This window comes from Pseudomonas sp. NPDC077649, from assembly GCF_044542855.1.
In the GTDB taxonomy this organism is placed as follows: Bacteria; Pseudomonadota; Gammaproteobacteria; order Pseudomonadales; family Pseudomonadaceae; genus Aquipseudomonas.
Genome location: NZ_JBITVF010000001.1, coordinates 297,887 through 317,982, shown reverse-complemented (window position 1 = coordinate 317,982; position 20,096 = coordinate 297,887). Strand labels below are relative to the sequence as shown.

Here is a 20,096-nt window from a genome sequence, read left to right as displayed (position 1 = left end):
GCTGTTTTTCTGTGATCTGCGTCCGCTTCGCGGGTTTTCCCTTTAGCGCGGCAACCACCATAATTCACCTGATTGTGCCCTAGGAGACGGTCTTGCCGAGCCTGCCCACCCCTTCCGCTGATTCCTCGGTCCTGCTGGTGCAGCTGTCCGACAGCCACCTGTTCGCCGAAGCGGATGGCAAGCTGCTGGGCATGGACACCTGCGACAGCCTGCAGCGGGTGATCGAACGGGTGCAGCAGGAGCAGGCGCAGATCGACCTGATCCTGGCCACCGGCGACCTGTCGCAGGACGGCAGCCAGGCCTCCTACCAGCGTTTCCGCCAGCTCACCGCCGCCATCGGCGCGCCGGCGCGCTGGCTGGCCGGCAACCACGACGAAGTGCCGCCGATGCAGGCCGCCTGCAACGGCAGCGCGCTGCTGGAGCCGGTGATCGACCTCGGTGCCTGGCGCATCGTCATGCTCGATTCCTCGATCCCCGGCGCGGTGCCCGGCTTTCTCGCGGACAGCCAGCTTGAGCTGCTGGAGCGGGCGCTGAGCGAGGCGCCGCAGCGTCACCACCTGATCTGCCTGCACCACCACCCGGTGTCCATCGGCTGCAAATGGATGGAACCCATCGGCCTGCGCAACCCGGACGCCCTGTTCGCCGTGCTGGCCCGCCACCGGCAGGCCAAGGCCCTGCTCTGGGGTCATATCCACCAGGAATTCGACCAGCAGCGCGGCGACCTGCGTCTGCTCGCCTCGCCCTCCACCTGCGTGCAGTTCGCCCCCGGCAGCGAGGAATTCCAGGTCGGCAGCGAGGCGCCCGGCTACCGCTGGCTGCGCCTGCATGCCGACGGCCGCCTGGACACCGGCGTATCGCGCGTCACCGGCATCCATTTCGAGGTGGATTACAGCGTCAAGGGCTACTGAAACACCCCCAATCAGCTTGAGGCTTGCAGCTTGCGGCCTCGGACTAGTAGCCTCCCGCCCCATGACCGCATCCATCCTCTATATCCACGGCCTCAACAGCTCGCCGGCCTCGCACAAGGCCAGCCAGCTGAGCCGCGCCATGCGCAGCCTGGGCCTCGACGCCCGGCTGCGGGTGCCGGCGCTGCACCATCATCCGCGCCAGGCCATGGCGCAGCTCGAAGCCCTGGTGGCGGAACTCGGCCAACCCGTGCTGGTGGGCAGCTCCCTGGGCGGCTACTACGCCACCCATCTGGCCGAGCGCCATGGCCTCAAGGCCCTGCTGATCAATCCCGCGGTACGCCCGCACCTGCGTTTCGACGGCTACCTCGGCCCGCAGCAGAATTACTACAGCGACGAGACCTGGGAACTGACCGAAGATCACATCGAGGCCCTGGCCGAGCTGGAGGTGGCGCCCCCCAGCGACCCGGCGCGCTACCGGGTATGGCTGCAGACCGGCGACGAGACCCTCGACTACCGCGACGCCGAACACTACTACCGGGCCTGCGCCCTGCGCATCCAGGCCGGCGGCGACCACGGTTTCCAGGGCTTCGCCGCCGACCTGCCGATGATCTTCGCTTTCGCCGGGATCGACGCCACACTCTGGCGCGATACCGACTTTTCCGCACTCATTTGACGAACAAGAGAGCCCATGGCCCAGCAGAACGCCTATAACGCCGACGCCATCGAAGTCCTTTCCGGCCTCGACCCGGTGCGCAAGCGCCCGGGCATGTACACCGACACCACGCGGCCCAACCACCTGGCCCAGGAAGTCATCGACAACAGCGTCGACGAGGCGCTGGCCGGGCATGCCAAGTCGATCCAGGTGATCCTCCATGAGGACAACTCGCTGGAAGTGCTCGACGACGGCCGCGGCATGCCGGTGGACATCCACCCGGAAGAAGGCGTGCCGGGCGTCGAACTGATCCTCACCAAGCTGCATGCCGGCGGCAAGTTTTCCAACAAGAACTACCAGTTCTCCGGCGGCCTGCACGGCGTCGGTATCAGCGTGGTCAACGCCCTGTCGACCCGCGTGGTGGTGACCGTCAAGCGCGACGGCAACGAGTACCAGATGAGCTTCGCCGACGGCTTCAAGGCCAGCGAGCTGGAAGTGGTCGGCACGGTGGGCAAGCGCAACACCGGCACCAGCGTGCACTTCTGGCCGGACGCCAAGTATTTCGACTCCTTCAAGTTCTCGGTCAGCCGCCTCAAGCACGTGCTCAAGGCCAAGGCCGTGCTGTGCCCGGGGCTCTCGGTCAGCTTCACCGACAAAGCCAGCGGCGAGCAGGTCGAGTGGCTGTATGAAGACGGCCTGCGCTCCTACCTGGTCGACGCCGTCAGCGAGTTCGAGCGCCTGCCCGCCGAACCCTTCGTTGGCAGCCTGGCCGGCAACAAGGAGGCGGTGGACTGGGCCCTGCTGTGGCTGCCCGAGGGTGGCGACGCGGTGCAGGAAAGCTACGTCAACCTGATTCCCACCGCCCAGGGCGGCACCCACGTCAACGGCCTGCGCCAGGGCCTGCTGGACGCCATGCGCGAGTTCTGCGAGTTCCGCAACCTGCTGCCGCGCGGGGTGAAACTGGCGCCGGAAGACGTCTGGGAACGCATCGCCTTCGTCCTCTCGATGAAGATGCAGGACGCCCAGTTCTCCGGGCAGACCAAGGAGCGCCTGTCCTCGCGAGAGGCGGCCGCCTTCGTCTCCGGCGTGGTCAAGGACGCCTTCAGCCTGTGGCTCAACGCCCACCCGGAAACCGGCCTGGCCCTGGCCGAGCTGGCCATCAGCAACGCCGGCCGTCGCCTCAAGGCGGGCAAGAAGGTCGAGCGCAAGAAGATCACCCAGGGCCCGGCGCTACCCGGCAAGCTGGCCGACTGCGCCGGGCAGAACCCGCTGCGCTGCGAGCTGTTCCTGGTCGAGGGCGATTCCGCCGGCGGCAGCGCCAAGCAGGCGCGCGACAAGGAATTCCAGGCGATCATGCCGCTGCGCGGCAAGATCCTCAACACCTGGGAAGTCGACGGCAGCGAGGTGCTGGCCTCGCAGGAAGTGCACGACATCGCCGTGGCCATCGGCATCGACCCCGGCTCCAGCGATCTCTCCGGGCTGCGCTACGGCAAGATCTGCATCCTCGCCGACGCCGACTCCGACGGCCTGCATATCGCCACCCTGCTCTGCGCCCTGTTCGTCCGCCACTTCCGCGCCCTGGTCGACGCCGGCCACGTCTACGTGGCCATGCCGCCGCTGTACCGCATTGACCTGGGCAAGGAGATCTTCTATGCCCTCGACGACGCCGAGCGCGACGGCATCCTCGACCGCCTGGTGGCCGAGAAGCGCCGCGGCAAGCCGCAGGTGACCCGCTTCAAGGGCCTCGGCGAGATGAACCCGCCGCAGCTGCGCGAAACCACCATGGACCCCAACACCCGCCGCCTGGTGCAGCTGACCCTGGACGATTTCGAGGGCACCCGCGAGGTGATGGACATGCTGCTGGCGAAAAAACGCGCCGGCGACCGCAAGAGCTGGCTGGAAACCAAGGGCAACCTGGCCGAGGTACTGGCCTGATGCGCAGGCTGTTGCTGGCACTCGGCCTGCTGGCCGGCGGCGCCCACGCCGAGCCCGCGGCGCTGGAAGAACTGCAGCTGCAGGCCGAATACCCGGTGAACGAGATGACCGGCGGCAACCTGTCCGGCCTGGCCCAGTGCGGCGAGGCGCTGTGGGCGGTGTCCGACCGCGACGACGCGACCCTCTACCAGCTGCACCGGGAAGACGGCCTGCTGCGCGCCGAGGGCGAACCCTTCGTCGCCCCCGAGCCGCCCGACAGCGCCCTGCCCTGGGGCCTGCGCATGCGCAACTGGGCCGCCAGCCTGGTACGCGGCGGCAAGCTGGATTTCGAGGGGCTGTCCTGCGATGCCCGGGGCAACCGCTACCTGGTCAGCGAGACGCGCGCCGCGGTGCTGCAGGTGGCGCCCAGCGGCAGCGCGCAGTGGCTCAACCTGCCCAGCGGTCTGGTGCGCCAGGCGCGTGCCAGCGGCATGCTGCTGCACTTCAACCAGGGCTTCGAGGGCATCGCCGTCGACCCCAGCGGCGAGCGCCTGTGGCTGGCCGCCGAACAGCGCCGCCGCGGCCTCACCGTGCTGCACCGGCAGAACAGCACCTGGCGCTGCACCGGCGGCTGCGTGCTGATCAGCGAGAGCGGCGAAGAGCCCTCGCCCGCAGCGCTCGGCGGCCGCGCCGCACCGCGCGACTTCGCCGGCCTGGCCTACTTCGGCGAGAAGCTGTTCACCCTCGAACGCCAGGCTCATCGCATCTGCCGCCGCACCCTGAGCAACGGCGAGGCCGAGCTGTGCTGGTCGTTCGCCGGCGAGGCGCTGGCCGAAGCGCGTCGCTACCCGCCGAAATACGGCATGGCCGAAGCGCTGTGGATCGACCAGGACGGCGCCTGGATCGGCGTCGACAATGGTAGCCAGACCCGCGCCGACGGCGAGCAACGCCCCCTGGTCTGGCGCTTCAATGCGCCCAAGGGCGGCTGGAGCCGTCGTCCGTGAGCGAGCAGACGCCCGGCCGCCGCGCCGGACGGGTAATGTGGGTGCTCGCCTGGGGCGCCGGCCTGCTGCTGGCCACGCATTTCTTCGGCAACTGGGAAGACAAGCAGCGCAACCCCAACCAAGTGCCGCAATCGGTGCAGGGCGAGGGGTTCGTCGAGGTGCGCCTGGCCAGCAGCCGCCAGGGCCATTACCTGGTCAACGGGCAGATCGACGGCCAGGACGTGACCTTCCTGCTCGACACCGGCGCGACCCAGGTGGCGGTGCCCAGCGCCGTGGCCGAGCGCCTTGGCCTGGCGCGCGGCGCGCCGATCGTCATCAGCACCGCCAACGGCCGTGCCACCGGGCATCGCACGCGCCTGGCCAGCCTGCGCCTGGGCGATATCGAACTGCGCGACGTCGCCGCGCTGATCGCCCCGGGCATGGACGGCGACGAGGTGCTGCTGGGCATGAGCGCGCTGCAACAACTCGAATTCAGTCAAAAGGGCGGCACCCTGGTGCTGCGCCAATCAACCTTGCAATGAGGCCCGCATGAGCGAATCCCTCGATTTGAGCCTGGAAGGCGTGGAACGTCGGTCGCTGGCCGACTTCACCGAGCAGGCTTATCTCAACTACTCCATGTACGTGATCATGGACCGCGCCCTGCCGCATATCGGCGACGGCCTCAAGCCCGTGCAGCGGCGCATCGTCTACGCCATGAGCGAGCTGGGCCTGGACGCGGACTCCAAGCACAAGAAGTCGGCGCGCACCGTCGGCGACGTGCTCGGCAAGTTCCACCCGCACGGCGACAGCGCCTGCTACGAGGCCATGGTGCTGATGGCGCAGCCGTTCAGCTACCGCTACACCCTGGTCGACGGCCAGGGCAACTGGGGCGCGCCGGACGATCCTAAGTCCTTCGCCGCCATGCGCTACACCGAGGCGCGCCTGTCGCGCTATTCCGAGGTGCTGCTGAGCGAGCTGGGCCAGGGCACCGTCGACTGGGTGCCGAACTTCGACGGCACGATGAACGAGCCGGCGACCCTGCCGGCACGCCTGCCCAACCTGCTGCTTAACGGCACGACGGGTATTGCGGTCGGCATGGCCACCGACGTGCCGCCGCACAACCTGCGCGAAGTCGCCACCGCCTGCGTACGTCTGCTGGACGAGCCGGGCGCCACGGTCGAGCAGCTCTGCGAGCATATCCAGGGCCCGGATTTTCCCACCGAGGCCGAGGTCATCACGCCCAAGGCCGATCTGCTGAAGATCTACGAAACGGGTCGCGGCTCGGTGCGCATGCGCGCCGTCTACCGCGTCGAGGACGGCGACATCGTGGTCACCGCCCTACCGCATCAGGTCTCCGGGGCCAAGGTGCTGGAGCAGATCGCCGCGCAGATGCAGGCCAAGAAGCTGCCGATGGTCGCCGACCTGCGCGACGAATCCGACCACGAACACCCGACCCGGATCGTCATCATCCCGCGCTCCAACCGCGTCGATGCCGACGAACTGATGACCCACCTGTTCGCCACCACCGAGCTGGAATCGAGCTACCGGGTCAACACCAACGTCATCGGCCTCGACGGCAAGCCGCAGGTCAAGGACCTGCGCACCCTGCTGAGCGAGTGGCTGGTGTACCGCGTCGGCACCGTACGGCGCCGCCTGCAGTTCCGCCTGGACAAGGTGGAAAAGCGCCTGCACCTGTTGGAAGGCCTGCTGATCGCCTTCCTCAACCTCGACGAAGTGATCCGCATCATCCGCACCGAAGACCAGCCGAAACCGGTGCTGATGGAGGCCTTCGGCCTGACCGAGGTGCAGGCCGACTACATCCTCGACACCCGCCTGCGCCAGCTGGCCCGCCTGGAAGAGATGAAGATCCGCGGCGAGCAGGACGAGCTGGCCAAGGAACGCGAGAAGCTGCTGGCCCTGCTCGGCAGCGAAGCCAAGCTGAAGAAGCTGGTGCGCAAGGAAATTATCGAGGACGCCGAGAAGTACGGCGACGACCGTCGCTCGCCGATCGTCGCCCGCGCCGAGGCCCGCGCCCTGTCGGAAACCGAGCTGATGCCGACCGAACCGGTCACAGTGGTGCTCTCGGAAAAGGGCTGGGTGCGCTGCGCCAAGGGCCACGATATCGACGCCACCGGCCTGTCCTACAAGGCCGGCGACAGCTTCAAGGCCGCCGCGCCGGGCCGATCCAACCAGTACGCGGTGTTTATCGACTCCACCGGACGCAGCTATTCGCTCGCCGCCCACAGCCTGCCGTCCGCGCGCGGCCAGGGCGAGCCACTGACCGGTCGTCTGACCCCGCCGCCGGGGGCGACCTTCGACTGCGTGCTGCTGCCGGAGGACAGCGCCCTGTACGTGATCGCCTCGGACGCCGGCTACGGCTTCGTGGTCAAGGGCGAGGACCTGCAGGCCAAGAACAAGGCCGGCAAGGCCCTGCTCAGCCTGCCCAACGGCGCCCGGGTGGTGGCGCCCAAGCCGGTGGCCAGCGTCGAGAACGACTGGCTGGCGGCGGTGACCACCGAAGGCCGCCTGCTGCTGTTCAAGGTCGCCGACCTGCCGCAACTGGGCAAAGGCAAGGGCAACAAGATCATCGGCATCCCCGGTGAACGGGTGGCCAGCCGCGAGGAATACCTCACCGATCTGGCCGTGCTGCCCGCCGGCAGCTCGCTGGTGCTGCAGGCCGGCAAGCGTACCCTGACCCTCAAGGCCGACGATCTGGAGCACTACAAGGGCGAGCGCGGCCGCCGCGGCAACAAGCTGCCGCGCGGCTTCCAGCGCGTCGACCAGTTGCTGGTGGAATAAGCGCCGCCCCTACCGACAGGCGGGCAAGGCTGGAGTCGCGGCGCGGTTTGACGGATGATACGCGACCCGGGTCGTCAGGATGACGACCCGCCGGCATGACATGGGATTGATGCGCAGCCGCCCGCAGCGGCTGCCGGGAACGAATGATGACTGTAGTACGCCCCCTGGCCCTGCTTCTGACCACCCTGCTCAGCCTGAGCGGTTGCAGCCTGCTGCAGCAGAAGCCGGTGCCACTCTACCAACTCGACAGCGGCAGTGCCGTCGCCCCGGCCAAGGACAGCGGCATGGCGGTGCTGGTCGGCCCGGTCAGCATCGCCGACTACCTGCGCCAGGAACACCTGCTGCAGCGTCAGGCCGACGGCAGCCTGGTGGCCGCCCGCGATGCCCGCTGGGCCAGCGGCCTGGCCAACGACATCGACCAGCAGTTGCTGCGCCAACTGGCCTGGCGCCTGGACAGCCAGCGCCTGGCCCTGGCGCCGGCCGCCCCCGGCTTCAGCGCCGACGCCCAGGTGATGCTGACCATCACCCGCCTCGACTCCGGCCCGCTGGTGCCGGCGGTGCTGGAAGCGCAGTGGCGCCTGCTGGATCGCCGCGGCCAGCTGCGCGACAGCCGCCTGGTGCGCCTGGAGGAGGGCCACAACGGCGCCGTGGCCGAGCAGGTCAAGGCGCAGAGCCTGCTGCTGCAACGCCTGGCCGCCGAGCTGGCGGTGGCCATCCAGCCGATCGCCGTGGCCGAGGAGGCCCCGGCCGAGCCACCGCGCAAGAAGGCCCCGGTGGCCAAGGCCAAACCGCAGGAACCCGGGCCGAAGATTCCGGTGGCCGAACCGATCAAGATCGATACCGAAGTCTTCCGCTTCTAAGCAAAAAGCCCGCAGATGCGGGCTTTTTTGTGACCTTCCATCCCAGGCTGAACACCACGCGTACCGCCAGCCGGTAGGTTGGGTTGAGGCGCGTAGCGCCGAAGCCCAACTCGCCATGTCGCAGGTCGTTGGGCTTCGCTGCGCTCAGCGCCAACCTACGGCGCTACCAAGCGCAGCTCGCCGCGATGCCCTATTTGAGTTCGCTGGAACTCTTGCCCAGCAGGCGCCGGGCGACGATCAGCAGCTGGATCTGCTGGGTGCCTTCGAAGATGTCGAGAATCTTCGAGTCGCGCGCCCACTTCTCCAGCAGTTCGTCCTCGCCGTAACCCAGGGCGCCGGCCAGCTCGACGCATTTGAGCGTCACCTCGCTGGCCACCCGTCCGGCCTTGGCCTTGGCGATGGACGCCTCCTTGGAGTTGGGCAGCTTGTTGTCGGCCATCCAGGCGGCCTTGAGCGTGAGCAGGCGCGCCGCTTCCCACTCGGCCTCCAGCCGATACAGCGTGGCCTCGGCATGGCTCACGGCCAGCAAGGGCTTGCCATAGTCGAAGCGGCAGCCGGCCTTGACCAGCAGCTCGCGGGTGCGCTCCAGCGCCGCCCGAGCCACCCCGACCGCCATGCCGGCGACCAGCGGACGGGTGTTGTCGAAGGTTTCCATGACCCCGGCGAAGCCCTTCTGCACGTCGATCTCGGCGTTGCCCAAGAGGTTGGCCGCCGGCACCCGGCAGTCGCTGAAGCTGATCGAGGCGGTGTCCGAGGCCTTGATCCCGAGCTTCTTCTCCAGGCGCGTCACGCTCATGCCCGGCGTGCCCTTCTCGACCACGAAGGACTTGATCGCCGCGCGCCCCAGGCTGCGGTCGAGGCTGGCCCAGACCACCACGGCGTCGGCGCGCTCGCCGGAGGTGACGAAGATCTTCTCGCCGTTGAGCACGTAGTGCTCGCCGTCCTTCACCGCCGTGGTGCGGATCGCCGCCGAGTCCGAGCCGCAGCCCGGCTCGGTGATGGCCATGGCCGCCCAGGTCCTGCCGAAGCGCGCCAGCTGCTCGTCGTTGGCCACCGCGGCGATGGCGGCATTGCCCAGGCCCTGGCGCGGCATGGCCAGGAGCAGGCCGACGTCGCCCCAGCACAGCTCCATCACGCCGAGCAGCGCGGCCAGGTTGCCGCCGTTCTTGACGCCCTCCTGCTGTTCGCGGGCGGCGCCGCGCTTGCTCGCCGAACCGGCGCCGACGGCGTCGGGCGAGCCCTCGTTCATGCCGTCGAGCAGCGCGGCGAGCAGGTCCAGCTCCTTGGGATAGGCGTGCTCGGCCTTGTCGTACTTGCGCGAGATCGGCCGGAAATAGTGCTTGGCCACCTGCTGCGCCTGCTGCTGCAGGCCACGGAATTTCTTCGGGGTTTCCAGATTCATCGTTGTCACCTGTTCAGAGATGAAGGCCGCCGGCCAGCACGGCCACGCTGCGCAGATCGCGGTACCAGCGCTCGACCGGGTGCTCCTGGGTGAAACCATGGCCGCCGAGCAGTTGCACCGCATCGCTGCCGATCTTCATCGCCTTCTCCGCACAGAGCAGCCGCGCCAGGTAGGCCTCGCGCCGGAACGGCAGGCCGGCCTCGGCGCGGGCGCAGGCGCGCCACAGCAGCAGGCGCATGGCATCCAGTTCGATGGCGATGTCGGCGACCATAAAGGCCACGCCCTGGCGATGGCTGATGGGCTCGCCGAAAGCCTGGCGCTCGTTGCAGTAGCTGGTCACATAGTCCAGCGCCGCCTGCGCCGTACCGACGGCAAGGGCGCAGAAGGCCAGCGCGGAATGATCGAGAAAGGCCTGAAAATCGAAGCCAGCGCCAGCCAGCCGGCACTCGCCCGGCACCTTGACGCTTTTGAGTTGAATACGCGCCAGGCCACAGGCCTTGAGGCCCATGGCCGGCTCGGCGCGGCGGCCGATGCCCTTGCTCGCGGCATCGACGATAAACAGCGCCGGGCCGTCGCCGGCCTGGGCGCTGACGATCAGCCGGCTGGCCTCCAGCCCGCCCAGCACCAGGGCCTTCTCGCCGTCGAGCAGATAGGCTTTGCCGCGTTTGCGCGCGCGCGTGGCGGGCACCCGCGGGTCGCTCAGCACGCCCGGCTCGCCCACTGCGAGGGCGAAGGGTTGCGCCCCCGCCTCGCTGACGAAGGCCGGCAGCCAGGCCGCCTGTTGCGCCGGCGAGCCCCAGCGGCGGATGCAGTTGGCCGCCGACAGCGGCAGCAGCAGCGCGGCGGCCAGGGAGAAGTCGCCTCTGGCCAGGCTTTCGCCGATGAGCGCGTTGCTCAGCACGGTGCGCGCCCCGGCCAGGCCGCCCTGCGCCTCGCCGACGCCATAGTGGGCCAGGCCCAGCTCATGGACCTGACTGCGCAGCGCCGCCGGCACCCGCGCCTGGGCGTCGGCCTCGTGCGCCAGCGGGCGCAGCACGTCCAGGGCGAAGCCCTGGAGCATCTCCACCAGCATCTGCTGCTCGTCGGAAAGCGACAGGTCGAACAGCTCGTCGGCCGCCGCCGGACGCGGCGTGCGCGTCTTGCCGGCGGCCAGACGGAAGCTGGCGCGGCTGCCGCTGTAGACGAGTCTTTCGAAGGGTTTGCGCAGCTTGAGGCGATCCGGCCAGTCGGCCTGGGCCAGCTTACTCAGTACGCTCAGGGCCTGGCCCTGCATATCGACGGTCATGGCATCTCGCTCCACAGGGGGGATGCCATCGATGATGCGCCGCCGGCTGGCGAGCGCCTATGACCCTCAAGCCACGAGCCGGCGGCAATCGGGTCAAGCGGTCACACAGAGGAACGTAGGGTGAGCATGGCGCCCGCCTTGCCCACCGCCAGCGCTGGATTGGTGGACAGGCCTTCGGCCTGTCCAGCCTATTTGTTGCGGATCTTCTCGACTATGGCGGTGGTCGAGCTGTTCTCCACCAGGCCGAGCACGCGCACCTCGCCGCCGTAGGCCTGGACGATATCGGCGCCGACCACCTGGTCGATGCCGTAGTCGCCGCCCTTGACCAGCACGTCCGGCTGCACCTGCTTGAGCAGGCGCTCGGGGGTGTCCTCGGCGAAGCTCACCACCCAGTCCACCGCACCGAGGCCGGCGAGCACCGCCATGCGCCGGTCCACCGCGTTGATCGGCCGGCCCGGGCCCTTGAGGCGGCTGACCGAGGCGTCGTCGTTGATCGCCACGATCAGGCGGTCGCCCTGGGCGCGCGCCTGCTCCAGGTAGGTCACGTGGCCGGCATGCAGGATGTCGAAGCAGCCGTTGGTGAAGACGATCTTCTCGCCGTGGGCGCGGGCGTCCTCGATCGCCACCAGCAACTGGTCGAGGCTCAGTACGCCGCGCTCGGAGCCCTCCTCGCGCTGCACCGCGCGGCGCAGCTCGGGAGCGCTGATGGCCGCGGTGCCGAGCTTGCCGACCACGATGCCGGCGGCCAGGTTGGCCAGGGCCACGGCCTGCGGCAGCTCCTCGCCGGCGGCGATGGAGGCGGCCAGGGTGGAAATCACCGTGTCGCCGGCGCCGGTGACGTCGAACACCTCGCGCGCCCGCGCCGGCAGGTGCAGCGGCGCGTGGTCCGGGCGCAGCAGGGTCATGCCGTGCTCGCCGCGGGTCACCAGCAGCGCGCCGAGTTCCAGCTCACGCATCAGCTTGGCGCCCTTGCTGACCAGCTCGGCCTCGTCCTTGCAGCCGCCGACTATGGTCTCGAACTCGTGCAGATTGGGGGTGATCAGGCTGGCGCCGCGGTAGATGGAGAAGTCCTTGCCCTTGGGGTCGGCCAACACCGGGATGCCCCTGGCGCGCGCGGCCTGGATCAGCACCTGGTGGTTCTGCAGCGCGCCCTTGCCGTAATCGGACAGCACCAGCACCTTGACCCCGGCGAGCAGTGCCTCGACCTGGCGCGCCAGGGCCTGGGTGTCGGTGGCGAAGGGTTCTTCGAAGTCCATGCGCAGCAGCTGCTGGTGGCGGCTCATGACGCGCAGCTTGACGATGGTCGGCTGCTCGTCACGGCGCTGGAAGTGCGCCTCGACGCCGGCGGCGGCCAGGCTGTCGGCCAGGCTGTCGGCCGCCTCGTCCTCGCCGGTGACGCCGACCAGCAGCGCCGGCGCGCCGAGCGCGGCGATGTTCAGCGCGACGTTGGCCGCGCCGCCCGGGCGATCCTCGATCTGCTCCACGCGCACCACCGGCACCGGCGCCTCCGGCGAGATGCGCGAGGTGCCGCCATGCCAGTAGCGGTCGAGCATGACGTCGCCCACCACCAGGACGGGGGCTTGATCGTAACGGGGCAGGGTCAGCTTCATGGTGGCTCCGGAGCGTCGAAAACGCCGCGGATCATAACATAGCCGCTCAGTCGGCCCGCGACTCCCGCATGCCGGCGCGACGCACCCAGAACAGCTCGTGACGACGCACCGCCTTGCGGAAGAAATCGTCCTGCCCCACCTCCGGCCAGCGCCGCCCGACCAGCAGCCACTGGATGAGCCGGCGCAGGCGCTTCTTCAGCGGCAGGGGGGTCTGCAGGTCGTGCTGCATGGCCAGGGCCTGGGTCTTGTCCAGCCGTGCCCCCGCATCCAGCAGAGGGCTCCACAGGCCGTCCGCCGGCAGGGGTTGCTGACGCGGCGGCAGCGCCACGCCGGCGCCGACCGGGCCCATGGGCCAGCGATCGTTGTCATAGAGGTGATTGGCGTAGAGCAGGCGCACCTCGGGGCACCAGCCGGCGAGCGCGACGGCCTCGTCCAGCGCCTGGCTGGCCTGGATATGGTCGGGATGGGGATCCAGTTCCGGGTGGGGCAGCACCACCACCTCGGGGCGAAAGCGCTTGAGCAACGCCGCGAGGTCGCCCACCAGGTTGTGCCAGCTGGGCATGCCGTCGACATCGCCCGGCAGCGCCAGGGGGTTGAACCGGCGCACGCTGCGGATGTCCGACTCGCCGGACTCCAGCGACGGGAAGGCCCGGTGCGGCTCGGCGCGCATGGCCGTCAGTTGCAGGCAGTAATACCCCAGCTGCACGCAGCGGCTCGCCGGCACGCCGCCCCAGAGCGGCACGCTGAGGCTGCTCCAACTGCGCAGACGGCCCTTGAGGCGAGCGGCAGCCGCCTTGTCGAGCCCCATGCGGCGATAATGCTGGGCCTCGACCTCGCCCTGGGTGAGGGTGACGATGCTGACCTCCGCACTGCGGCTGTAGAGGCCGAAGGCGGCGAGCTCGGCATCGTCGGCATGGGGGGCGATGATCATCAGGCGACGCGCGGCATAGTCCGGATTGCTGAAGGCATACAGGCTGACCTCCGCGCCCAGTCGGCAGAAGCGTCCGCGCAACTGTACGCGCCCCTCCCGGAGAGCCGGCAGCAGACCGGACAGGTTGAGGTAGCGACAGCCGCGCACGCCGCGCTCGAAGTCCTGACGATCGCAGGGCTGGCCGTCGCGAATCAGTACATGGGGATCCAGCCAGCGACCCAGCCAGGTGCTGCGCACCTGCACCGCGAGGATCAGGGTGTCGGCCTCGGCCGGCAGCTGGGCGAGGTCCAGCTGCAGCCGCCCCTTTTCCAGACGGCCGGCCAACTGCGGCGCCGAGTCGGGGAAGGCGTAGCGATAGTCCTCGCGCGGCGAATAGAAGAGGTGGTCGGCGAACCAGGCCTCGTGGGCGATCCAGGCCAGCACCAGAAACACCGGCAGGCTGTTCCAGCCGGCAAACCAGTCAAGCGCCACCAGCACCAGCAGCGCCGCGACCATGAACAGGCGCTTGCCGCGCCGGTGACGGCGCAGCAGTTGTTGTTTGCGTGTATCCATTCACTCACACCCTAAAGGTGGCAACCCTGTTGCACCAACGATCCTTGTAGTCCCGATCGGCCCGCCCGAACGAGTAACGCAATACCTTGCCCCGCGCCCGCGCGTCCGCCCAGGCAGCCTGGGTGTTGATGAAGCTGAGGACGCTGCCGGGACTGAGGTGCTGAGCCCGGGGGTCGACACCGCCATTGATGTACTCGTAGCTGATCCAGTCTGCCGATTCGGCCCTGTACAGCACCTGAACGGCCACCGGAAAACCGTCCAGCATCAACAGCGATCCCTGGAGGAATTCCCGCATCAGACCGAAGACCTCGGCCAGCCTCGGCTTGCCCGGCACCTCGAAGCCCCAGCGGCGCTCGAACAGCTCGCCGTAGATCGCCGCCAGCTCGGCGGGGGTGAACTCCGCCACCGCCCGCACCACGCCGCCCGCCTCCTCGAACAGGCGCAATTCGCGCCGCTGGTTGTAACGAAACTTCTTCGACCACTCCTCCGGCGCCCGCGCCATGGCCAGCTGCTCCTGCTGCGGCCGCAGGCCACTGAAGCCATGCCGGTTCAACTCGGAAAGGTAGGCGACCTCATGCCGCAACGGCACCCCCGCGTTCGGCGCGACCGGCAGGATCACCTCGGCATTGCCCAGGTCGAAGAGATTGCGCAGCCCCCGGCGCTTCAACACTGGCCGCGACAACGCCAGGTGCCGTCCCCAGGTGGGGATCGCCGCCCTGAGCTCGCCGTCGACGCAATGCCCGAGGTAGCGCACCGGCACGCCCGCCAGCCCGGCCAGGCGGGCGACGACCTGCGGCTGGGTGATGACGCTGCCGCCGAAACGGGCCCAGGTCTCGGCATAGCCGGCCGCATCGATGGGCGTCCAACCGCGCTCGCGCCAGCTGCGCAAATGGTTGAGCATCAGGCGTCCTGTTCGGCGGCGACGACCTCGCCCCCCTCCTCGAACTGACGGGCGTGCAGGCGCGCATAGTAGCCATTGCGCGCCAGCAGCTCGGCGTGGCTGCCGCGCTCGACGATCTGCCCCTGGTCCATCACCAGGATCAGGTCGGCCTTCTCGATGGTGGACAGGCGGTGGGCGATCACCAGGGTGGTGCGGCCCTGCATCACCTTATCCAGCGCGGCCTGGATATGCCGCTCGGACTCGGTGTCGAGTGCCGAGGTGGCCTCGTCGAGCACTAGCAGCGGCGCGTCCTTGAGCAAGGCGCGGGCGATGGCCAGGCGCTGGCGCTGGCCGCCGGAAAGCAGCACGCCGTTCTCGCCGACCAGGGTGTCGTAGCCCTGCGGCATCTTCTCGATGAACTCGGCGGCGTAGGCATCGGCGGCGGCCTGCTTGACCGCCTCCAGCGGCGCCCCGGCCAGGTCGCCATAGGCGATGTTGTTGCGCACCGTGTCGTTGAACAGGGTGACGTGCTGGGTCACCAGGGCGATATGCCGGCGCAGGTTGCGCAGGCTGTAGTCCTCGACATCGACCCCGTCGAGGAGGATCTGCCCCTGCTCATGGTGGTAGAAGCGCGGAATCAGGTTGGCCAGGGTCGACTTGCCGCTGCCGGAGCGCCCGACCAGGGCGATCATCTGTCCCGGCTCGGCCGTGAAACTGACGTCGACGAGCACGGCTTTTTCGCTGCCGGGATAGCTGAAGCTCAGGTTGCGCACCTCGAGACGGCCACCGACGCGCTCGCGCTCGACGCTGCCACGATCCACCTCGGGCGCCTCGTCGAGCTGCTGGAAGATGCTCTCGGCGCCGGCCAGGCCCTTCTGGATGGTCGAGCTGACCTCCGAGAGCTGACGGATCGGCTTAGGCAGCAGGCCGGCCAGGGTGATGTAGGCCACCAGATCGCCGGCCGAGGCATCGCCGCGCATGAACAGCACCAGGAACATCAGCACCGCCATGGCGCTGTAGATCACCAGTTGCAGCATTGGCGTGTAGATAGCGCCGGTCTTGGTCATGCGCAACTGCTTGCGGGTGTTGTCGCTGGAGGCGAAGCGAAAGCGCTGCGACTCGTAGGGCTCGCCACCGAAGCTGCGCACCACGCGATAACCCTGGATGGTCTCGGAGGCGACGTGAGTGACGTCGCCCATGGCCACCTGGATCTTCTTGCTCTGCTTGCGAAATTTCTTGCTGGCGCTGCTGACCATCAGGCCGATCACCGGCAGGATCGCCAGCATCACCAGGGTTAGCTTCCAGTTCATCAGCAGCAGGGTGGTGAACAGGAACACCACCGTCATGCCTTCGCGGATCACCACCTTGATCGCGTCGGTGGCCGCGCCGGTGACCATGGTCACGTTGAAGGTGATGCGCGAGATCAGATGCCCAGAGTTGTGGTTGTCGAAGTAGCGGTTGGGCAGCACCAGCAACTTGTCGAACAACTCCACGCGCAGGTCATGCACCAGCCCTAGGGAGACCTTGGCCAGGAAATAGTTGCCCAGGTAGGAGCCGATGCCCTGCCACAGCGCGATCAGCACGATCAGCAGCGGCACCGTCTGCAGCAGCTTCAAGTGGGCGAGGAAGGGAATCTCCGACAGGTAGGGGACGCTGGCGAAGAAGCTGGCCTCGGGATTCGACAGACCGTCGACGAAGTACTTGAGGACGTAACCCAGCATGGGCTGGGTTGAGGCGAAGATGACGAAGCCGACGATGCTGAGCATGAAGAAGCCGATATAGGGCTTCACATAACCCAGCAGACGGAAGTAGACCTTCAGGCTGGAGGGCTCGGACTGATCGTTGCGGCTCATAGGCTCTGCGCTCTAAAAGGGGGGCGGGAGTGTAACACAGGGCCTTTTTTCCTCTTTCAACAGGATGACTGAGTTAATATACGCGGCCTTCACACGAGACCCATTGATTGATGCAAGCCCTGGATCACGACGCTTACCTTAGATTGAGCGCTGACGCCAAAGTCCTGGAGGCCGACCGGTACGGTGACAAGGTACTGCGCCTCGCCGATGGCAACTTTCTTAAGCTGTTTCGCCGTAAGCGCCTGCTTTCCTCGGCCCTGTACTATCCCTACGCCCAACGCTTCGCTGATAACGCCAAGCTACTGCAAACACATGACATCCCCTGCCCCAAGGTGCTTGCAGTTTATCGGGTGAGTACCCTGGCGCGAGATGTCGTGCATTACCAACCGCTCCCCGGGGAAACCTTGCGTCAGCTCTACCTGCATCGCTCCGACAGCGCCGACCGGCACCTCAAGGAACAGCTGGGAGCCTTTATCGCCACTCTGCACGACCGGGGGATTTACTTTCGTTCCCTGCACCTTGGCAATATCGTGCTGACCCCTGACCACACTCTGGGTTTGATTGACATCTCCGACCTGAAAGGCCAAACAACGCCCTTGGGTCGACACAAACGCCTGAGGAATTTTCGCCACATGCTGCGCTACACCGAAGATCGACGCTGGTTACTGAATGATGCCGGGCAGGCTTTTTGGAATGCCTATATTGCCGCCAGCACACACCCGGCAGCGCTGGCCTTGGCCAACCAACTAAAACCGCTTTGACCTGAGAACTCCGTGACTGCACTCCTCGCTTTTGGCAATCGGCTGACCAAGACCTCTACCTGGCTGGTTCAATACATTCTGCCCACTGGCTGGTTCGCGCTGCTCACCGGAATGTTCTGGATAGGGGACAGGGCGCTCTACCACAAATTGTATTACCTCCTGCTGGCCGCCCCAACGCTGCTCGCCTTGCTCGGCCGCCCCCGAGATATCAAGGATCTGTTCACGTCCCCGCTGATCGCCGCATTCTTTCTATTCGGCCTGTACACAGCCATTAGTCTTGCCTGGTCCAGCACAGACGACGCCTTCGGCTCACTGGTCAAAAGACCCATATACGTGCTGTTCCTGTTCTTCTCTGCAGCCCTGCTGGCACAACAAGCGCCGCAGCGACTGCTTTTCAGCCTCAAAGCCAGCGCCATTTTCGCCAGCCTGGCCGGCGCAGCAGCCCTAGGCTTCCATCTGTATAACGGTGGGGCAGGACGCCTGTCTGGCTATGGTGCCCTATACAATCCCTTGCTCAGTTCGCACGTCTATGGCTTCTTCGCTGCGCTATGGGCCGGTTACTGGTTCAACGGCAAGAGTGTGTTCAACCCACTGGCACTGATCTCGCTAAGCATATTAGCGGTCCTGCTTCTGGAGACGGGGTCGCGAACCCCAATCATGGCCCTGACTGCTTGCCTGCTATGGCTGGTAATCGCCCACTGGAACAGGCGCAGCCTTATCGCACTGGCCGCCGTCGCAGTGATCGGCATCCTGCTCATCAATCTCTACCCCGACGAACTCACCAGCAGAGGGCTATCGTCTCGCCCGGAAATCTGGGGCAAGGCCTGGCTGCAAATCCTCGAGGCCCCCTGGCTAGGCCAGGGTTATGACGCCCCCCTGAGCATCTGGATCACAGCGCACAACTACGCGATGGCGGATCCGCACAACATGCTGCTGGCCGTCCTCTACTACGGTGGGACCGTGGGTTTGGCGCTCTGGCTCTCACTGTATGCAGTTGCCTTTATATTTGCCTGGCGCAACCGCAAGGTGCCCTCGGTGATGATCTGCTCAGGTCTATTGGTGTTTGGTTTGGCAGCCAGCATGACCGAGGGCGGCGCCTTTCTCTCGCGCCCCAAGGAGCATTGGTTCCTAATCTGGATCCCCATGGCTCTACTGACTGCCACCTGGTTCATCTGCAGAGGTAAGGAGCAGGCCCGTGAAATGGAAGGAACTTGAGCAGCGCATCAGGAAAGCCTGGAAACGCTGGCGGAAAGGCCCAGAGCAACCCCGTTTCTACCGGCCGCAAATCCGTTTTCGCCAGCGCTACCCCCAATATCAGATAGGCCTCGGCAGCTACGGCCTACCACTGGTTCACGACTGGGACGAAGGCAGCACACTCAAGATCGGCAATTTTTGCTCAATTGCCGACAACGTACAGATATTCCTCGGTGGCCACCACCGCATCGACTGGGTCAGCTGCTACCCATTTCCGGCCTACCTTCCGGAAGCAGCCCATATTACCGAGTACGGCGGGACCCGCGGCGACGTGATTATCGGCAGCGATGTCTGGCTCTGCGCGAACTGTACGATTCTCTCAGGCGTCACAGTAGGCCACGGGGCGGTGGTTGCCAGCGGTGCAGTCGTCAGCCGCGATGTTCCGCCCTACTCTGTAGTCGCTGGCAATCCAGCCAGGCACGTGCGCTGGCGCTTCGATGAGAAAACCCGAAACGAACTGCTCGACAGCGCGTGGTGGAACTGGCCCGAAGCAGAAATAAGACAAACTGTCGAAAAACTGTGCAGCAGCGACATACAGGGCTTCCTCGCTTATGCCCGCTCCCGTCCCGTCAGTGAGTAGGTAGCAGCATCCGCGCCAGGCCACGCAGCGTTTTCCAGCGCCAGAAGCGCGGCGGAATCTCGCGCAACAGGGCCCAGGCAAGGGCGCGGTCGCTGCGCGCGCACTTGAGCAGCATCGAGTTGCGAAAACGTGCGCAGACCTCCGGGTAGGCCGGGTGGTCGCTGAAACGGGCATAGGTCTTCAGCACGTTGTCGACCATGAAGCGGTAGTTCTTGTAGGTGTTGCTGTCATGCACCCGGTAGAGCGCCAGGGGCTCGCCGAGAATATCGATGAAGTAGCCGGCATGGGTGATCTTCAGCTCGATCATCAGGTCCTCGAGACGCACCTCGGGCTCGAAGCCGCCGACCCGCTCCAGCGCCTCACGACGGAACAGCAAGGTGGGCGCCGGCGCGCCCGGCTTGCGGTCCATGAACACATCCTCGAAGTCCAGCCGCCGCAGCGGCAGCGCGCGCGGCTTGGCGCCGGGCCTGCCGTCGGCGTCGATGGTCTGGATAGCGCCGGCGCAAATGCCCACTTCGGGCTTGTCGGCCATATAGGCCACCTGGGTGGCGATACGCTGCGGCAACATGATGTCGTCGGAGCCGAAGGGGGCGATCAGGCTGCCCCTGGCCCGCTCGATGGTCTCGTTCAGGGTGCGCGAGAGGCCCTTGTTGGCCTGCACGCGAAAGTCGAATCCATGCACCTTCTGCAGCGCCTCGATGCGCGCCACGCTGTCGTCGCGGGAGCCGTCGTCCACCACCAGCAGCTCGATGTTCGGGTAGCTCTGCTGCAGCACGCTCTCGATGCTCGCCTGGATATAGGGGGCATGGTTGTATGAGGCGATGATCACGCTGACCAGCGGCTGCGAGGAATCACTCGTGGACGTCATGGTG

Annotated in this window: 17 protein-coding genes; 10 read left to right on the top strand and 7 right to left on the bottom strand. The window is 67.0% G+C overall.

Annotated features, from left to right (window positions below; genetic code table 11):
- Positions 1 to 92 precede the first annotated feature (92 nt).
- The 7 genes from cpdA to ACIGFL_RS01315 all read left to right on the top strand — a co-directional run bounded on the left by cpdA (position 93) and on the right by ACIGFL_RS01315 (position 8,116).
- A complete protein-coding gene (cpdA, locus tag ACIGFL_RS01345) occupies positions 93 to 908 on the top strand; it encodes a 3',5'-cyclic-AMP phosphodiesterase (RefSeq protein WP_397495880.1) in 816 nt (271 codons plus the stop codon).
- A 61-nt stretch (positions 909 to 969) separates the two neighbouring features.
- On the top strand, positions 970 to 1,581 hold the full coding sequence (locus ACIGFL_RS01340; protein WP_397495879.1) for a YqiA/YcfP family alpha/beta fold hydrolase: 612 nt from the start codon (positions 970 to 972) through the stop codon (positions 1,579 to 1,581).
- Positions 1,582 to 1,596: 15 nt separating this feature from the next.
- Positions 1,597 to 3,495, top strand: a complete 1,899-nt coding sequence (gene parE / locus ACIGFL_RS01335; protein ID WP_397495878.1) for a DNA topoisomerase IV subunit B — start codon at positions 1,597 to 1,599, stop codon at positions 3,493 to 3,495.
- Positions 3,495 to 4,478, top strand: coding sequence for an esterase-like activity of phytase family protein (locus ACIGFL_RS01330; RefSeq protein ID WP_397495877.1), 984 nt, complete (start codon positions 3,495 to 3,497; stop codon positions 4,476 to 4,478). The genes parE and ACIGFL_RS01330 overlap by 1 nt, the downstream gene beginning before the upstream one ends.
- Positions 4,479 to 4,513: 35 nt before the next feature.
- Positions 4,514 to 4,999: a TIGR02281 family clan AA aspartic protease gene (locus tag ACIGFL_RS01325; RefSeq protein ID WP_371921475.1), complete on the top strand. Its 486-nt coding sequence runs from the start codon at positions 4,514 to 4,516 to the stop codon at positions 4,997 to 4,999.
- Between the two features lie 7 nt (positions 5,000 to 5,006).
- Positions 5,007 to 7,256 (top strand): DNA topoisomerase IV subunit A, encoded by a 2,250-nt coding sequence (parC, locus tag ACIGFL_RS01320; RefSeq protein WP_397495876.1) that lies wholly within the window; start codon positions 5,007 to 5,009, stop codon positions 7,254 to 7,256.
- A 143-nt stretch (positions 7,257 to 7,399) separates the two neighbouring features.
- Positions 7,400 to 8,116: a membrane integrity-associated transporter subunit PqiC gene (locus ACIGFL_RS01315; RefSeq protein ID WP_122109187.1), complete on the top strand. Its 717-nt coding sequence runs from the start codon at positions 7,400 to 7,402 to the stop codon at positions 8,114 to 8,116.
- Positions 8,117 to 8,306: 190 nt separating this feature from the next.
- Here ACIGFL_RS01315 and ACIGFL_RS01310 read toward each other — a convergent pair whose 3' ends face one another.
- From ACIGFL_RS01310 to msbA, 6 genes are all read right to left on the bottom strand, one after another.
- Entirely contained in the window at positions 8,307 to 9,518 is a 1,212-nt protein-coding gene (locus ACIGFL_RS01310) for an acyl-CoA dehydrogenase family protein (protein WP_397495875.1), read from the bottom strand.
- Between the two features lie 13 nt (positions 9,519 to 9,531).
- A complete protein-coding gene (locus ACIGFL_RS01305) occupies positions 9,532 to 10,803 on the bottom strand; it encodes an acyl-CoA dehydrogenase family protein (protein WP_397495874.1) in 1,272 nt (423 codons plus the stop codon).
- 188 nt (positions 10,804 to 10,991) lie between these two features.
- Positions 10,992 to 12,413 (bottom strand): bifunctional D-glycero-beta-D-manno-heptose-7-phosphate kinase/D-glycero-beta-D-manno-heptose 1-phosphate adenylyltransferase HldE, encoded by a 1,422-nt coding sequence (hldE, locus tag ACIGFL_RS01300; RefSeq protein ID WP_122109189.1) that lies wholly within the window; start codon positions 12,411 to 12,413, stop codon positions 10,992 to 10,994.
- A 46-nt stretch (positions 12,414 to 12,459) separates the two neighbouring features.
- Positions 12,460 to 13,896, bottom strand: coding sequence for a PIG-L deacetylase family protein (locus tag ACIGFL_RS01295; protein ID WP_397495873.1), 1,437 nt, complete (start codon positions 13,894 to 13,896; stop codon positions 12,460 to 12,462).
- 4 nt (positions 13,897 to 13,900) lie between these two features.
- On the bottom strand, positions 13,901 to 14,797 hold the full coding sequence (locus ACIGFL_RS01290) for a GNAT family N-acetyltransferase (protein WP_397495872.1): 897 nt from the start codon (positions 14,795 to 14,797) through the stop codon (positions 13,901 to 13,903).
- Positions 14,797 to 16,629, bottom strand: coding sequence for a lipid A export permease/ATP-binding protein MsbA (gene msbA, locus ACIGFL_RS01285; protein ID WP_397495871.1), 1,833 nt, complete (start codon positions 16,627 to 16,629; stop codon positions 14,797 to 14,799). Before msbA ends, ACIGFL_RS01290 begins: the two co-directional genes overlap by 1 nt.
- A 110-nt stretch (positions 16,630 to 16,739) precedes the next feature.
- Here msbA and ACIGFL_RS01280 point away from each other — a divergent pair, with 110 nt between their 5' ends.
- The 3 genes from ACIGFL_RS01280 to ACIGFL_RS01270 are packed head-to-tail and all read left to right on the top strand — an operon-like array spanning position 16,740 to position 19,224.
- On the top strand, positions 16,740 to 17,390 hold the full coding sequence (locus ACIGFL_RS01280) for a lipopolysaccharide kinase InaA family protein (RefSeq protein WP_397495870.1): 651 nt from the start codon (positions 16,740 to 16,742) through the stop codon (positions 17,388 to 17,390).
- A 12-nt stretch (positions 17,391 to 17,402) separates the two neighbouring features.
- The gene (locus tag ACIGFL_RS01275; protein ID WP_397495869.1) at positions 17,403 to 18,605 is read left to right on the top strand and encodes an O-antigen ligase family protein; all 1,203 of its coding nucleotides are present in this window, start codon (positions 17,403 to 17,405) and stop codon (positions 18,603 to 18,605) included.
- Complete coding sequence (locus tag ACIGFL_RS01270; RefSeq protein ID WP_345940837.1) at positions 18,586 to 19,224, top strand: CatB-related O-acetyltransferase; 639 nt, start codon at positions 18,586 to 18,588, stop codon at positions 19,222 to 19,224. The genes ACIGFL_RS01275 and ACIGFL_RS01270 overlap by 20 nt, the downstream gene beginning before the upstream one ends.
- Here ACIGFL_RS01270 and ACIGFL_RS01265 read toward each other — a convergent pair.
- Positions 19,214 to 20,092 (bottom strand): glycosyltransferase family 2 protein, encoded by an 879-nt coding sequence (locus ACIGFL_RS01265; protein WP_397495868.1) that lies wholly within the window; start codon positions 20,090 to 20,092, stop codon positions 19,214 to 19,216. The genes ACIGFL_RS01270 and ACIGFL_RS01265 overlap by 11 nt on opposite strands.
- Positions 20,093 to 20,096 lie beyond the last annotated feature (4 nt).

Excerpts from the sequence above, each read along its gene's own strand:
- ACIGFL_RS01305 (WP_397495874.1), bottom strand. The coding sequence starts at position 10,803 with ATGACCGTCGATATGCAGGGCCAGGCCCTGAGCGTACTGAGTAAGCTG.
- ACIGFL_RS01295 (WP_397495873.1), bottom strand. The coding sequence starts at position 13,896 with ATGGATACACGCAAACAACAACTGCTGCGCCGTCACCGGCGCGGCAAG.
- msbA (WP_397495871.1), bottom strand. The coding sequence starts at position 16,629 with ATGAGCCGCAACGATCAGTCCGAGCCCTCCAGCCTGAAGGTCTACTTC.
- ACIGFL_RS01290 (WP_397495872.1), bottom strand. The coding sequence starts at position 14,797 with ATGCTCAACCATTTGCGCAGCTGGCGCGAGCGCGGTTGGACGCCCATC.
- ACIGFL_RS01325 (WP_371921475.1), top strand. The coding sequence starts at position 4,514 with ATGTGGGTGCTCGCCTGGGGCGCCGGCCTGCTGCTGGCCACGCATTTC.
- parE (WP_397495878.1), top strand. The coding sequence starts at position 1,597 with ATGGCCCAGCAGAACGCCTATAACGCCGACGCCATCGAAGTCCTTTCC.
- ACIGFL_RS01310 (WP_397495875.1), bottom strand. The coding sequence starts at position 9,518 with ATGAATCTGGAAACCCCGAAGAAATTCCGTGGCCTGCAGCAGCAGGCG.
- ACIGFL_RS01330 (WP_397495877.1), top strand. The coding sequence starts at position 3,495 with ATGCGCAGGCTGTTGCTGGCACTCGGCCTGCTGGCCGGCGGCGCCCAC.
- ACIGFL_RS01340 (WP_397495879.1), top strand. The coding sequence starts at position 970 with ATGACCGCATCCATCCTCTATATCCACGGCCTCAACAGCTCGCCGGCC.
- hldE (WP_122109189.1), bottom strand. The coding sequence starts at position 12,413 with ATGAAGCTGACCCTGCCCCGTTACGATCAAGCCCCCGTCCTGGTGGTG.
- ACIGFL_RS01265 (WP_397495868.1), bottom strand. The coding sequence starts at position 20,092 with ATGACGTCCACGAGTGATTCCTCGCAGCCGCTGGTCAGCGTGATCATC.
- parC (WP_397495876.1), top strand. The coding sequence starts at position 5,007 with ATGAGCGAATCCCTCGATTTGAGCCTGGAAGGCGTGGAACGTCGGTCG.
- ACIGFL_RS01280 (WP_397495870.1), top strand. The coding sequence starts at position 16,740 with ATGCAAGCCCTGGATCACGACGCTTACCTTAGATTGAGCGCTGACGCC.
- ACIGFL_RS01315 (WP_122109187.1), top strand. The coding sequence starts at position 7,400 with ATGATGACTGTAGTACGCCCCCTGGCCCTGCTTCTGACCACCCTGCTC.